The sequence below is a fragment of the Bradyrhizobium sp. HKCCYLRH2015 genome (assembly GCF_051168215.1).
In the GTDB taxonomy this organism is placed as follows: Bacteria; Pseudomonadota; Alphaproteobacteria; order Rhizobiales; family Xanthobacteraceae; genus Bradyrhizobium.
Genome location: NZ_JBNPUO010000006.1, coordinates 245,302 through 259,603 on the forward strand (window position 1 = coordinate 245,302; position 14,302 = coordinate 259,603).

At 67.1% G+C, this 14,302-nt stretch carries 13 protein-coding genes; 5 read left to right on the forward strand and 8 right to left on the reverse strand.

All coding sequences use genetic code 11. From position 1 onward, the window contains the following. Positions 1 to 369: 369 nt before the first annotated feature. A complete protein-coding gene (gene ggt / locus ACQR1H_RS17655; protein WP_315805858.1) occupies positions 370 to 1,956 on the reverse strand; it encodes a gamma-glutamyltransferase in 1,587 nt (528 codons plus the stop codon). 132 nt (positions 1,957 to 2,088) lie between these two features. Here ggt and ACQR1H_RS17660 point away from each other — a divergent pair, with 132 nt between their 5' ends. Then, a complete protein-coding gene (locus ACQR1H_RS17660) occupies positions 2,089 to 2,868 on the forward strand; it encodes a rhodanese-related sulfurtransferase (RefSeq protein ID WP_434907927.1) in 780 nt (259 codons plus the stop codon). After that, positions 2,855 to 3,082 (forward strand): SlyX family protein, encoded by a 228-nt coding sequence (locus ACQR1H_RS17665; RefSeq protein ID WP_315805856.1) that lies wholly within the window; start codon positions 2,855 to 2,857, stop codon positions 3,080 to 3,082. The genes ACQR1H_RS17660 and ACQR1H_RS17665 overlap by 14 nt, the downstream gene beginning before the upstream one ends. A 13-nt stretch (positions 3,083 to 3,095) precedes the next feature. On the opposite strand, the gene ACQR1H_RS17670 is transcribed toward ACQR1H_RS17665, so the two are convergent. Then, on the reverse strand, positions 3,096 to 5,006 hold the full coding sequence (locus ACQR1H_RS17670) for a diguanylate cyclase (RefSeq protein ID WP_434883863.1): 1,911 nt from the start codon (positions 5,004 to 5,006) through the stop codon (positions 3,096 to 3,098). Positions 5,007 to 5,176: 170 nt separating this feature from the next. After that, complete coding sequence (locus tag ACQR1H_RS17675; protein WP_315805854.1) at positions 5,177 to 5,419, reverse strand: hypothetical protein; 243 nt, start codon at positions 5,417 to 5,419, stop codon at positions 5,177 to 5,179. Positions 5,420 to 5,616: 197 nt separating this feature from the next. Between ACQR1H_RS17675 and hemE the strand changes: the two genes are divergently transcribed. Next, complete coding sequence (hemE, locus tag ACQR1H_RS17680) at positions 5,617 to 6,648, forward strand: uroporphyrinogen decarboxylase (protein ID WP_409998003.1); 1,032 nt, start codon at positions 5,617 to 5,619, stop codon at positions 6,646 to 6,648. A gap of 4 nt (positions 6,649 to 6,652) precedes the next feature. On the opposite strand, the gene hemC is transcribed toward hemE, so the two are convergent. From hemC to ACQR1H_RS17695, 3 genes are all read right to left on the reverse strand, one after another. Continuing rightward, a complete protein-coding gene (hemC, locus tag ACQR1H_RS17685; protein WP_434874170.1) occupies positions 6,653 to 7,630 on the reverse strand; it encodes a hydroxymethylbilane synthase in 978 nt (325 codons plus the stop codon). A 15-nt stretch (positions 7,631 to 7,645) separates the two neighbouring features. Then, positions 7,646 to 9,271, reverse strand: coding sequence for a GMC family oxidoreductase (locus ACQR1H_RS17690; RefSeq protein WP_434892969.1), 1,626 nt, complete (start codon positions 9,269 to 9,271; stop codon positions 7,646 to 7,648). A 96-nt stretch (positions 9,272 to 9,367) separates the two neighbouring features. Further along, a complete protein-coding gene (locus tag ACQR1H_RS17695; RefSeq protein ID WP_434894827.1) occupies positions 9,368 to 10,546 on the reverse strand; it encodes an acetate/propionate family kinase in 1,179 nt (392 codons plus the stop codon). A 171-nt stretch (positions 10,547 to 10,717) separates the two neighbouring features. Here ACQR1H_RS17695 and ACQR1H_RS17700 point away from each other — a divergent pair, with 171 nt between their 5' ends. After that, positions 10,718 to 11,752, forward strand: coding sequence for a uroporphyrinogen decarboxylase family protein (locus tag ACQR1H_RS17700; RefSeq protein ID WP_434845635.1), 1,035 nt, complete (start codon positions 10,718 to 10,720; stop codon positions 11,750 to 11,752). Between the two features lie 138 nt (positions 11,753 to 11,890). Then, positions 11,891 to 12,541, forward strand: coding sequence for a hypothetical protein (locus ACQR1H_RS17705; RefSeq protein ID WP_316178014.1), 651 nt, complete (start codon positions 11,891 to 11,893; stop codon positions 12,539 to 12,541). A gap of 12 nt (positions 12,542 to 12,553) precedes the next feature. Here the strand turns inward: ACQR1H_RS17705 and ACQR1H_RS17710 are convergent, their stop codons facing one another. Then, entirely contained in the window at positions 12,554 to 13,534 is a 981-nt protein-coding gene (locus ACQR1H_RS17710) for a PDR/VanB family oxidoreductase (protein ID WP_434907928.1), read from the reverse strand. 10 nt (positions 13,535 to 13,544) lie between these two features. After that, the gene (locus tag ACQR1H_RS17715) at positions 13,545 to 14,300 is read right to left on the reverse strand and encodes a GntR family transcriptional regulator (RefSeq protein WP_315805847.1); all 756 of its coding nucleotides are present in this window, start codon (positions 14,298 to 14,300) and stop codon (positions 13,545 to 13,547) included. Positions 14,301 to 14,302: the final 2 nt, after the last annotated feature.

Here is a 14,302-nt window from a genome sequence, read left to right on the forward strand (position 1 = left end):
GGCCTTCACCCGGCATTCCCTGCGCCCTCTGCATGATTGCGAGGGACGACCAAGTGCAGACCTCGGGCGAGTCTCGCCGCGAGATCACGTCCTCATGTCTTCAACTCGATGGCTGTTTGAATTGTAAATCCGCCAAACCCACCGCTGTCGTCCCGGACAAGCCGTGACGCGCGCCAGCGCGTCGCGGCTCCGATCCGGGACCCATACGCCGCAGCAGACGTGATGGGCAAAAAGCCAATTGCCAGCCTGCCTCAAACCGCTCCCTGGGGGTATGGGTCCCGGCTCAAGGCCGGGACGACAGCGGAATGTGTGGACACGACTGGGCCCAAGCGCAGTGATGGTGAGATAGTCCGCGAGAACGCGCCCGCCTCAATATCCCAGCGCGCAGCCGTCCTTGCGCGGGTCGGAGCCGCCGGTGAGCGTGCCCTTGTCCCAGTCGATCCAGATCGCCTGGCCGCCGCCGAGCGGCGACACCACCTTGGTGGTCTTGTGGCCGATCTTCTGCAAGCCTTCGACGACATCGGCCGGCACGCCGTCCTCGAGCTGATAGACGCCCTCGTAATGCAGGCCGCGCGCCATATCGATCGCTTCCTGCACGTCGCAGCCATAATCGAGGATGTTGGTCAGCACGTGGGTCTGGCCGACCGGCTGATACTGGCCGCCCATCACGCCGAAAGACATCTGGGCGCGGCCGGCCTTGGTGGCGAGCGCCGGGATGATGGTGTGCAGCGGACGCTTGCCCGGACCGATGCAGTTCGGATGACCGGGCTGGATGCGGAAGCCGCCGGCGCGGTTCTGCAGCAGCACGCCGGTCTCGTTGGAGACGATGGCCGAGCCGAACGAATGCGCGATCGAGTTGATGAAGGAGCAGACGTTGCGGTCGCGGTCGACGACGGTGATGTAGACCGTCTCCGGATTCATCGGCGGCGCGACGTTCGGCAGATCGAGCAGCTTGTCGAGGCTGATCTGCGAGATGTACTCGTCGGCGAACTCCTTGGCGAGGATGCTCGCGACCTCGGTGGTCATGTGCGCGGGATCGCCGATATGCTGCTCGCGCATCATGTAGGCAATGCGCGCGGCCTCGGCCTCGAGGTGGAAGCGCTCGACGCTGAGCGGATCGATCCGCGTGAGGTCGAAGCGGGAAAGAATGTTGAGCATCACCAGCATGGTGATGCCCGGGCCGTTCGGCGGGCACTGCCAGACGTCATGATCCTTGTAGGTGGTGCCGATCGGCGAGGTCACCTCGGTCTGGTGATTGGCGAAGTCCTCCAGGGTGTGCAGGCCGCCGATGCCGCGCAGCGTCTGCACCATGTCCTCGGCGACCGCGCCGGTGTAGAAGCCCTTCGCCCCCTCCTTGGCGATCACGCGCAGCGTCTGCGCCAGCTCCGGCTGGCGAATCACGTCGCCGACCGCCGCCGCCTTGCCGCGCGGCAGGAAGTAGCGCGCGGTGTTGGTGCCGTTCTTGAGCTTCTCGAACTGGTTGTTCCAGTCGAAGGCCACCCGCGGCGCCACCACATAGCCGTCCTCGGCGGCGCGGATCGCCGGCTGCAGCAGCCGGTCGAGGCCGAGCCGGCCATGGTCGTGCAGGATGCGCGCCCAGGCATCGATGGCACCGGGCACGGAGACGGCGTGGGCGGAGGTCAGCGGCACCGAATGGATCTTGCGCTCGAGGTACCAGTCCACGGTCGCGGCGGCAGGCGCCCGGCCCGAGCCGTTATAGGCCATGATCCGGCCCTCGCCCCTGGGCTGGACCAGGGCGAAGCAGTCGCCGCCGATACCGGTCGATTGCGGCTCGATCACTCCGAGCAGGGCGCAGGCTGCCACCGCCGCATCGGCCGCGGTGCCGCCGGCCCGCAGCACCTCGATCCCGGCCAGCGCCGCCTGCGGGTGCGATGTCGCGATCATTCCGTTCTGGGCGTGGACCGTCGACCTGCCGGGGAAATGGAAGCTTCTCATCGTTGCTCGCTGCGTGATCGTGTGGTGGTTGGAATACCAGTGCTGGCCGGCTACATCGCACATTCCTTCCGGGCTCGGCAATGCCCGGGGATACCAGCTTTTCTATGGTCAGCTCTGCTGGTAAACGGCCGCATGCCCCTCGCCGTCGCCGCCTTCTATCAGTTCGTCGCCCTGCCGGATTTTCGCGACCTGCGTGCGCCGCTCCACGCCTTTTGCGCCGAACGCGGCATCAAGGGCAGCGTCCTGCTGGCCGAGGAGGGCATCAACGGCACCGTGGCCGGGACCGAGCCGGCAATTGCCGCCCTCGTCGGCGAGTTTCGCGACGGAATGCTGTTCGCCGGCCAGCTGGACAATCTGGAGCTGAAATACTCGCGCGCCACCGCCATGCCGTTCCGGCGCCTCAAGGTGCGGCTGAAGCGGGAGATCGTGACGCTCGGCGATCCCGCCGCCGATCCGACCCGCCAGGTCGGGACCTATGTCAGTCCCGCCGATTGGAACGCGCTGATCGCAGCGCCCGATACCGTCGTGCTCGACACCCGCAATGCGTTCGAGGTGGCGATGGGCACGTTCGAGGGCGCAATCGATCCGGGCCTGCAGAGCTTCGGGCAGTTCAAGGATTTTGCCGCACGCGCGCTCGATCCTGCCAGGCACAAGCGGATCGCGATGTTCTGCACCGGCGGCATCCGCTGCGAGAAGGCGAGCGCGCTGCTGCTGGCGCGCGGCTTTTCCGAGGTCTACCACCTCAAGGGGGGCATCCTGAAATATCTCGAGGAGACCCCGGAATCCGAGAGCCGCTGGCGGGGCGGCTGTTTCGTGTTCGACGAACGGGTGGCGCTCGGTCACGGGCTGCGGGAGCACAGCGAGGCCACGATCAAGGCCGTTCCGGAGGGCGCACGCGATGAACAGCTCTGAGCAATCCAACGCGCAGCTCGGCGAGCGGATCGACACGCTGGAGATGCGCCTGACGTTTCAGGACGACACGATCGAGACGCTGAACCAGACCATCACCGCGCAGTGGCGCGAGATCGATGCGCTGAAGCGACAGGTCGCCCTGCTGGTGGAGCGGCTCGAGGAGGCGCAAGGCAATACCGAGGGGCCGCGCAATGAGCCGCCGCCGCACTACTGAGCAGGCGGCGATCTCACGCCGGGACGGTCGCCGGCGCCTTGCCGGCGGGCAGGTCGACCACCTCGCCGGCCATGATCAGGCGGTCGCGGCCGGCGTCCTTCGCGGCATAGAGCGCGCGGTCGGCCGCCTCGATCAGCGAGGCCGGGCCGGCGGAGCGTTCGAAGCCCGGCCGGCACACCGCACCGCCGATGCTCGCGGTGACGATTCCCGCCGGGTTGTGATCGTGGACGATGCGGGCCTCGTGCAGTGCCCGCCTGATCCGCTCGCCGAGCCTGGCGCAGCCCCCGGCATCGGTGTTCGGCAGCAGGATGGCGAACTCCTCGCCGCCGTAGCGGGCGGCCAGATCCGAGCTGCGCTGCGCCTCGTCGGCGAGAATGCCGGCCACGGTGTGCAAGCACTCGTCGCCGGCCGGATGGCCATAGGCGTCGTTGAAGGCCTTGAAGTGGTCGATGTCGATCATCAGCAGCGCCAGCGAGGTCTTGTCGCGGTAGGCCCTGCCCCACTCCTCCAGCAGCCGCTCGTCGAACCGGCGGCGGTTGGCGAGCCCGGTGAGGCCGTCCTCGATGGCCAGTGTCTCGAGCCGGCCCTGCAGCGTCTTCTGCTGGGTCACGTCGCGGGTGACCGCGACGAAGCCGTCGAGCGCACCATCCGGCTGACGGGTGGCGCGGATCGTGGCCTCGACCCAGATCTCCGACTTGTCGCGGCGGCGCATGCGATAGGTGGCACGGGCTTCGTCGACGGCCCCTCGCCTGAGCTGATCGAGGATCTCCTGCAACTGCGGGCGATCGAGCGGATGCACGCCGGAGAGCGCGCGCTTGCCCAAGAGCTGCGACGGATGCCAGCCCAGCACGCGCATGGTCGAGGGCGAAACGTAGCCGATGCATTCGTCCAGCTCGATCCGCGTCACGATGTCGCTGGAGCCTTCGGCGAGCAGCCGGAAGTTTTCTTCCTTGGCGGCCAGCGCCGCGGCGAGCTGCTGGCGCTGCAGCAACTGCTTCGCGAGGAAGATGCCGATCGCAATGACGAGCGCGACCAGACAGACCAGCACCGTGAGCCGAATGAGCGCATCACGCTTCCATTCGGCCAGGACCTCCGCCTCCGTGCGCGTCACCAGAATGAGGAACGGATAGCGCTGCGCGTGCTGATAGAACCCGATGCGGTCGGACGTTTCGCCGAGCCGCCGGAAATGCAGCGTCCCCGACGCAGGATGATAGGGAATCGCTTCGAGGATGGGGCGCCCAACCGTCTGAGCGTCGGGCTCCGCATTGTCGGCGAGGACGGCCCCATCGCGGCTCATCAGGCTGATCGTGCCCTGACGACCGACCGCAAACTGACGGTAGAACTGAGCAAAATAGGCAACGTCGATGGTTGCCAGCACGACGCCGCCGAACCGGCCATCCGCGTGATTCCAGCGCCGCGACAGGGTAATGACCCACTGGCCGCCAGCCCTGCTCTGCACCGGGCGACCGATCAGCAGCGAACGATCGGCGGAAACCCTGTGGTGCGCGAAGTAGTCGCGATCGGCATTGTTGTAGTTGGTGAGCGTGACGTCCTCGGTGGTCGCGAGCCAGTCGCCGTTTTCGCCATACGCGAAGATGCCGCGGATGCGCCCGAGATTGGGCTTCCTCGCCTTCAGGATCGTCTGCAGTCGGGTGATCGCGCCGGGCTTGCCGTCATCGGTTTCGAGGGCGGCGACGACGCCGCGCAACAGCGAATCCGCAAGCTCGAATGTGTCCTCGACGTGCTGGGTGAGCGAATGAGCGAGATTGCTGAGATCGGTTTCGGCATTTCGCACCTCCGCCTGGCGGGAGGTCCATTCGCCCCAGATGCTGAAAGCGAGAATGGCGACCGACACGAGCGCAAGCACGCCAGCCGCCCACATGGGCAGGCGGCCTCGATCAACTCTGGTCGCACCAACGTCCATTCCGCGGGACTCTCCGGACGCGCCGAGGTTCCCATGGACATCTTATTTAACTCTGAAATGCGGCTGCTCCGAAGGTGTCCTCAGCGGCCCGTAAGACTACGGCTGCTCCCGTACAAATACGGAGCCACACCGAGAAATCCGCGGTCGCAAGCGGCGTCCCGCTTGTTAGTTCAACGGGCGAACACCGATCGCACCTTGTCCCACAACGATGACGCATGCGCCGGATCGTGGTCGACGTCGTCGTCCTTCGCTCGGGTCGTCGAGGGCTGTTGCAGGCTCACCGGATCCGATGCCGGGAACGTATCCATCAGTCCCTTGTCGAGTTGCGTGGCCGTCTCACGATCGAGACGCGCGGCCTCGCGCGGATCGACCGCGTGCTTGTCGTGGGGCGCAGGATTGAATTTCTCAGCCATGGTCAATCTCCCTGTGGAACGACAACGCAGTGGCGAAAGACGTGTTCCGCGAGATGTGGCGGCCGGCGACCGCAATGGCGCTCGTATCTCCCGCCGCTTCCGCGTCGATATCACCTTGGCCGGAACCGCGTGGGCATGTATCACGGACGGTAAACTGTTCCCGAAAGTTGCGGAGCCCCAGCGTGAGTGAGACTGCCGTGAACAAGCCCTTCATCGACGTGCTGGCCGGACGGCGGCAGAGCGTGCCCCCGATCTGGATGATGCGGCAGGCCGGCCGCTATTTGCCGGAGTACCGCGAGGTCCGCGCCAAGGCCGGCGGCTTTCTCGACCTCTGCTTCAATCCCGAGCTCGCGGCCGAAGTCACGCTGCAGCCGATCCGGCGCTTCGGCTTCGATGCGGCGATCATCTTTTCCGACATTCTGGTGATCCCGCACGCGCTCGGCCGCAGCGTCCGCTTCGAAATCGGCGAAGGCCCGCGGCTGGACCCGCTCGATACGCCGGACAAGATCGCGACGCTGTCGGCGAAGGCCGATTTGTCGAAGCTGGAAGCGGTGTTCGAGGCGCTGCGCCGGGTGCGGGCCGAGCTGCCGCGGAGCACCGCGCTGATCGGCTTCTGCGGCGCCCCATGGACGGTCGCGACCTACATGGTCGCAGGCCAAGGCACGCCTGATCAGGCGCCAGCGCGGCTGCTCGCCTATCGGCATCCCGATGCGTTCGGCAGAATCATCGATGCGCTGGTCGACAGCTCGATCGCCTATCTCCTGAAGCAGCTGGAGGCCGGCGCCGACGCGCTGCAGATCTTCGACACCTGGGCCGGCGTGCTGTCGCCGCGCGAGTTCGCGCGCTGGTCCGTCGCGCCGACACGGCGCATCGTCGAGGGCGTGCGCAAGGCGCGGCCGGATGCGAAGATCATCGGCTTTCCACGTGGCGCCGGCGCGCTGTTGCCGGGCTACGTCGCCGAAACCGGCATCGATGCCGTCAGCATCGACTGGACCGCGGAGCCGGGCCTCGTGCGCGAGAAGGTGCAGAGCAAGGTCGCGGTGCAGGGCAATCTCGATCCGCTGGCACTGATCACCGGCGGCGCGGCGCTCGACCAGGCGGTCGACGACGTGCTGGCGAGCTATTCCGGCGGCCGCCACATCTTCAACCTCGGCCACGGCATTCTGCCGGAAACCCCGATCGCCCATGTGGAGCAGATGCTGGCACGGGTCCGCGCCTACAAGGGATGACTTGCTAGCGCGGCCGGCTGCGCTCGATCAGCTCCGCCGCGCCGTTGGCAAGCAGATCGAGCCCGACCGCCCGGCCGAGCTCGCGCGGACGATCCGCCGGCGCCGAGCGCTGCGCCTCGATGAAGTGGCCGCCATCCTCGTCGAGCACCGAGGCGGTCAGCGTCAGCTGACCGCTGTCGATGGTCGAAAAGCCAGCGATCGGCGAGTTGCAGTGACCGTTGAGCACCCACAGCACCTCGCGCTCGGCGTCGGCGCAGGTCCGCGCCGCCGCATCGTCGATGGTCGCCAGGATGCGCCGCGTGTCCCAGTCGGAGGCCGGGCATTCGACGGCGACGATGCCCTGCCCGACCGCCGGCAGCATGTCGGCGACCGGGAAGTCATAGGAGGCGCGGTCGGACAGGCCGACCCGCTCCAGCCCGGAGCGCGCCATGATCAGCGCATCAGCCGGCCCCACGGCGCCGCCGTCCGGCAGCTTCTGCAGCTCGCCATTGTCGAGCTTGCGGATGCGGGTATCGGCCGCGCCGCGAAAATGGATCAGCTCGGCCTGCGGAAACAGTCGTCGCGCATAGGCGGCCCGGCGCACGGCATTGGTGCCGATCTTGAAGCCCCGGCCGCCATCGTTGCGGAATTCGTCCAGCGACAGCCCCCGCCGCAGCACCAGCACGTCGCCCGGCGGATCGCGCGACAGCAGCGCCGCAACCACCAGCCCCGGCGTTTCCTCGTTGCCCGGCATGTCCTTCAGCGAGTGCATTGCTGCATGCAGCCTGCCATCCAGCATGGCGCGGCGGATCTCGGCCACGAACGCCCCGCCCTTGCCGCCATGGGTGAGCAGCTTGCTGGTCTGGTCGGAATCGCCCGTCGTCTCGAACTTGACGATCTCGATGTCGAGCGACGGAATCGCGGCCTGCAGCCGGCGGGCGATCTCCTCCGTCTGCGCCAAGGCCATCGTGCTCTTGCGGGTGCCGATCCGGAAACGTGTCACGAACTCATTCCTGCGTCAGCGCGCGTCCTGCAAGATCATGTCGGAGGCCTTCTCCGCGATCATGATGACCGGCGCGTTGGTGTTGCCCGAAACCAGGTCCGGCATGATCGAGGCATCGACCACGCGCAGGCCGTCGATGCCGCGCACGCGCAGGCGCTGATCGACCACGGCGACAGCATCGGTCCCCATCCGGCAGGTCGAGGTCGGATGGTAGATCGTGCTGCCGGTCTGCCGGCAATAGGCCAGGATGTCGTCATCGCTCACGATCTTGGACCCCGGATAGGCTTCACCCGAGACATACGGCTTCAGCGCCGGTGCCGCCAGGATTTTCCGCAGGATCCGGAGGCCATCGACGTTGGCCCGCCGGTCGGTTTCACTGGCGAGATAATTGATGCGGATTTCCGGCGGCACCGTCGGATCCGCGCTCCTGATCCGCAGCGAACCGCGGCTTTCGGGCCTAAGCTGGCAGACCGAGGCGGTGAAGCCGGAGAAGGTGTGCAGCTTCTCGCCCATCTTGTCGGTCGAGAACGGGATGAAGTGGATCTGGATGTCCGGGCTCGCAAGCCGCGGATCGGTCTTGAAGAATGCGCCGGCCGTCCCCGCCGCGATCGTCAGCGGACCGTTGCGGAAGGCCGCATAGCGTGCGCCAGCCAGCACCTTGCGCACCGGATTGTTGACGATGTCGTTGAGCGTGATGCGCTGGCTGCAGCGCATCACGATACGCACCTGCAGATGGTCCTGCAGGTCACTCCCGACACCGGGCGCATCGAGGACCACGTCGAGACCATGCTGCTTCAACAGCTCGGCCGGACCGACCCCGGACAGCTGCAGCAGTTGCGGCGAGTTGTAGGCGCCGCTCGACACCAGGATCTCCCTGCGGGCGCGGGCCGTCCGCATCCGGCCGCGCTGGCTGAACGTGACGCCGCCGGCCCGGCGTCCCTCGAACACGATCCGCTGGGCCAGCGCGTCGGTCTCGACGTGCAGGTTGCTGCGACCGAGCGCCGGCCGCAGGTAGGAGGCCGCGGTGCTGGCGCGACGGCCGCGCCGGGTCGTCGTCTGGAAGAACCCCGCGCCCTCCTGGCTCGCACCATTGAAGTCGCCATTGAAGGGCAACCCGGCCTCGACCGCCGCCTTCACGAAGGCTTCAGACAAGGGGTCCTCGTGCCGCCAGTCGGACACCGGCAGCGGGCCGTCGATGCCATGATAGTCGTCGGCGCCGCGGGACTGATTTTCCGCCCGCTTGAAATAGGGCAGCACGTCGTCATAGCCCCAGCCGACATTGCCGCGCTGCCGCCAGCGGTCGTAGTCCTCGTGCTGACCGCGCACATAGAGCAGGCCGTTGATCGAGCTGGAGCCGCCGAGCACCTTGCCGCGCGGCTGAAACACCGAGCGGCCGTCGAGCCCCGGCTCCGGCTCGGTCTGGTACATCCAGTTGACGGTCTTTTCCTTGAACAGCTTGCCGTAGCCGAGCGGAACGTGGATCCAGATGTTGGTGTCCTTCGGACCGGCCTCGAGCAGCAGCACCGTGTGCTTGCCGTCACTGCTGAGCCTGTTGGCGAGAACGCACCCGGCCGAGCCGGCACCGACCACGATATAGTCGAACTCCAGGTCCGTCTCACGCAACGCTGCGCTGCCTTCCATCGCTTCCCCACCGGCCTTGTTGTTGTTTCATCCTCGATGATACCAAAAGCCGGCGCATGCAAGCGGCAAATCAGCAGGTCTGGTCGGCCATCTCAGTCATGACTGCTTCAGCAGCCGCGCGGCGTGCCGTGCGATCATCATCTCTTCATCGGTATTGACCACCCGCACACGCACCCGCGACTGGTCCGAAGAGATCAAGGAATGGCTCGCGCGGTTGCGGCTTTCGTCCAACGCGATCCCGAGCCACTCGAATCCCTGGCAGACGCGCTCGCGAATGCGCCATGCATGCTCGCCGATCCCGCCGCAGAACACCACCGCGTCGATGCCAGAGAGGATCGCGGCCATGGCGCCGAGCTCGCGCCTGATGCGGTCGACGAAGTAGTCGATCGCCTGCCGCGCCTCCGTCGTGCCGGCGGCCTCCAGTTCGCGCATGTCCTGCGACAACCCCGACAATCCCTTGAGGCCCGAGTGATTGTAGAGGAGATCGGTGACCGCCTCGGCCGTCATGCGCTTCTCCTCAAGCAGATAGAGAACGACGCCAGGGTCGAGCTGACCGCAGCGCGTGCCCATCGGCAGACCGTCGAGTGCCGTGAAGCCCATCGACGAACCGATGCTCTGCCCATCCCGGATCGCACACATCGAGGCGCCGTTGCCGAGATGCATCACGACCACCCGGCCCTTCTCGTCGAGCGGAGCGATCTCCTTCAATCGCGACACGACGTATTCATAGGACAGGCCGTGAAAGCCGTAGCGGCGGACGCCCTGATCGTAGAACTCGCGCGGCAAGGCGTAGGTGTCGTTAACCCAGGGGTGCGAGCGATGGAACGCGGTATCGAAACATGCGACCTGCATGGCGCCAGGAAAGGCGCGATGTGCGGCGCGGACACCAGAGAGATTGTGAGGCTGGTGCAGCGGCGCCAGCGGAATGAGCTTTTGCAGATCATTCAGAACATCGTCATTGACGACGATCGGCCGCGTGAATGCGAGCCCGCCATGAACGACGCGGTGACCGACGGCGTCGACTTCGGTGCGGCCGATGGCGCGCTGCAGGACCTCGAGCACGACGCCGAGAGCCGCTTCGTGATCGGCGGCGCTCGCTGCATCCAGGCGTTCATCGGCCAGCGGAGCGCCCCTCAGCTTTGCTTCGAGATGCGGCGCGTTACGGCCAAGCCCCTCGATCTGGCCATGCACGGTCTCGACAAGGACGGCATCTTCCTCGAACAAGGCGAATTTGATCGAGGATGAGCCGGAGTTGAGGGTCAGGATGTGTTGCATCGGTGATGCCGCCTCGTGACGAATGTTGAACTGATAAACTGCAGAAAATACGAATTATTTCCATGACGATCCGAAGACGAACAAAACGCTAGGTTGCATTCTGACACCGAATTATCGTCTGCCATCGTACCCAAGGTTGAGTCGGACCCGCGGGAGGGCCATTGCGTGAATATGCCTCGACATCTCCTCCCGACCACCGTGGTCGGAAGCTACCCGCAGCCGGATTGGCTGGTCGATCGCGCAATGCTCTCGAAATCCGTTCCCCGCATTCGCATGCAGGGCATGTGGCGCATTCCCCGGCCGCTGCTCGACGACGCCCAGGACGACGCGACCATCGTCGCGATCCACGACATGGAACAGGCGGGGATCGACATCGTGTCGGATGGCGAGATCCGGCGCGAAAGCTACTCCAACCGGTTCGCGACCGCGCTCGACGGCGTCGATGCCGACAATCCCGCCATCATCATCTCGCCGTCCGGGATCAAGACGCCAGTGCCGCGCGTCGTCGGTCCGATCCGGCGGACGCAGCCGGTCGAGCTGCGCGACATGGAGTTCCTCCGCCGTAACACCCGGCGTGCCGCCAAGATCACCCTGCCCGGGCCGTTCACATTGAGCCAGCAGGCCCAGGACGACTTCTACGGCGACGACGAGGCGCTCGCGATGGCTTTCGCCGAGGTCGTCAATGCCGAGGCCCGCGACCTGCAACGCGCCGGCGCCGACGTCATCCAGCTCGACGAGCCCTGGGTCCGCAACAATCCGCAGGCGGCGCGGCGCTATGCCGTCAAGGCGATCAACCGGGCTCTGGATCATATTACGGTGCCCACCATCGTTCACGTCTGCTTCGGTTATGCCGCCATCGTGCCGGGCTCCAGCAAGCCGAGCGGATATGCGTTCCTGGCCGAGCTTGCCGATTGCCACGCTGCGCAGATCGCGATCGAGGCGGCGCAGCCGCGGCTCGACCTCGGCGTTCTCAGAGATCTCTCGACCAAGACCATCGTGCTCGGCGTCCTCGATCTCGGCGATCCCGAGATCGAGCCGATCGCTGTCGTGGCCGAGCGCATCCGCAACGGCCTGAAAGTGGTGGCGCCGGAGCGGCTGGTCGTGGCGCCCGACTGTGGCATGAAATATCTGCCGCGCGCGACCGCCTTCGGGAAATTGAAGGCGATGTGCGCGGCGGCGGCGCGGGTGCGCGAGGAACTCGCCTGACAGCCCAATGTGGCAGATGCGGCGCATGTCGGGCGCGGCGCTCCACGATGGCGCCACCCTGCAAACCCATTTCCGGAATAAGGCAGGCGGTGAGCGCCGGGGGTCGGCTGGCCCGATTTCGTCGCGAGGGAGGCTCCGATGGCCGTCTGCATCACGACGAGGAACGTCGCCGCCGCGATCGGCATGCTTGCCGGCGCAGCGGTGAGCGGGACCGCGATGGCCGACCCGCTCGACGATATCATGGGCGGCCTGATGCGCGACGCGCGCAGCTCGTTTGCGCGGATGGTGCCGATCGGGCTCGTGCCGACCATGCCATCGCTCCAGCCGCCTCCCATCCAGCAGCCAACGGCACTGCCACCACCCTCTCGGCCCGCGTTCCCGCCGCAGGCCCAGGCCGTCAAGCCGCAGGCGGCAGCGAAACCATTGCGCCCCCGGCCGCCGCTCAGTCCGGCCGCGGCGACGCTGGCGGCTGCCGATGCGGCCGAGACGGTCGCCGACGCCAATCTCGATGCCGCGCTGGCGGCCAACGAGAAGGCCATTTCCGACCGCGACGCGGCGGAGGCGGTGGCAAAGGCCAATCCCACCGCAGCCAACATCGCGGCGGCCAAGGCCGCGGCCGAGGCGGCGTACACCGCCGAAGCGAACCTCACCGACGCGCTATTGGCCGACAAGGAGACCGATGCACGCCTGAAGGCCGCACGCGCCGCCGTCGCAGCCGAGCAGAGCGGCCGGAAGTCCTCAGGCAAGCCGCCGTCGGCGATGCCGGTCAACCTGCTCGCCGACAAATAGCCGGCAGTGCGCTCACAGCGCGTCGGTCCGCTCCAGCGTATCGATCGTGACCACGCCGTGGGCGCGGGAAACGCAGGCGCAGAGCTTGCGGCTCTCGTGCTTCTGCTCGGCGCTGAAGAACACGTCGCGATGATCGATCTCGCCCTCGACTTCGACGACGTCAACCGCGCAGACGCCGCACTCGCCGCGCCGGCAATCCGCCATGACCTCGTGGCCGGCGGCACTGAGCACGTCGAGCATCGAGCGGTCGCGCGGCACCACGATCTCCTCGCCGCTGTCGCGCAGCCGGACCTTGAATGGCTCGGTCGACAGCCGGCCGCTCGATCCGAACGTCTCATAGCTGAGATCGGCCGGCGCGCGGCCGCACGCCGCCCACGCGCTGCGCGCGGCATCCAGCATCCGCATCGGTCCGCAGAACAGCACGGCTGCTCCGGACGGCAGACTCGAAAAAAGATCGGTCAGGTCGAGCCGCTGCGACTGGTCCGCGGCATACACCGCGAGACGGTCGCCGAGCAGCGCCGAGAGCTCATCGAGGTAGGCCGCATCACCGCGGGATCGCACCGCGTAATGCAGCGAGACGCTCGGCGTCTTGCGCAGCAGCGCATGCGCCGCCCCGACCAGCGGCGTGATGCCGATGCCGCCGGCGACCAGACAATAATGCTGATACTGCCAATCGACCTGCAGCAGCGAGGTCGGGCTCGCCACGTCCAACCGCGCGCCGGGCTGCAGCGACCACAGATAGCGCGATCCGCCGCGGGAATCCTCGGCGAAGCGCACGGCGATCCGGTAGCCCCGCGGGTCCGCCTCGCCGACCAGCGAATAGGAGCGGACATCGGGCTGGCCGCCGGCGAGGACGCCGACCTTGATGTGGCTGCCGACCGCATAGGGCGCGCAGACATAGCCGTCGGGCCGCAGGATGAATTCGCGGATGCCCGGCGCAAGGTCGCGTGTCGAGACCAGGGTCGCAGGCGACCAATTGTCCTGGAAACGCATGATCGCCTCCTCAGCCGTTGATCTGCGTCTTGATCAGCACCGCCGCCGGCACCAGGTCCATCGGACCACGCGCCTTCACGGCCAGCCGCAGGTTGCGGGCGGCCAGCCGGGCATGCTCACGCATGATGCTCTCGGCGCGGGCGCCCTCGCGGTTCTCGATCGCATCGATGACGATGCGGTGATGCTCCTGCGCGACCACCAGGATGTGGCGCGCCTCCGGCAGCGCCGATTGCGCCATCACGAATCCGCTCGGCGAGGCGAACGGCAGCGCGCTGGCGCGGTCGACCTGGCGGATCACCGGCGGACTGCGCGACAACTCGGCCAGCAAGGCATGAAAGCGCGCATTCAGCGCCACATAGGCCGAGAAGCCGTCGAAGGAGAGCTCGGCGGGCGCGATCAGTTCGTCGATCTGGGCGAGGCATTCGCGCATCGGCTCGGTGTCGCGCACGGACACGCCGCGCTCGGCGGCGAGCCGCGCCGCCAGTCCTTCCATCGTGCCGCGCACCTCGATGGAGTCGAGCACGTCGCGCTCGGAGAACGATTTCACCATGAAGCCGCCGGACGGAATCGCCTCCAGCAGCCCCTCCTCCTCGAGCCGGACCAGCGCCATGCGCACCGGCGTGCGGGAGACGCCGGCGGCCTCGACCGCCTGCAGCTCGGATATGCGCTCACCGGGGCGCAAGCCGCCGGTGAGGATCAGGTCGCGCAAGGTGAGCTGCGCTCGGACGGTCTGCGAGATCGAACGCTCGCTGTCACGCTCGGCCATTC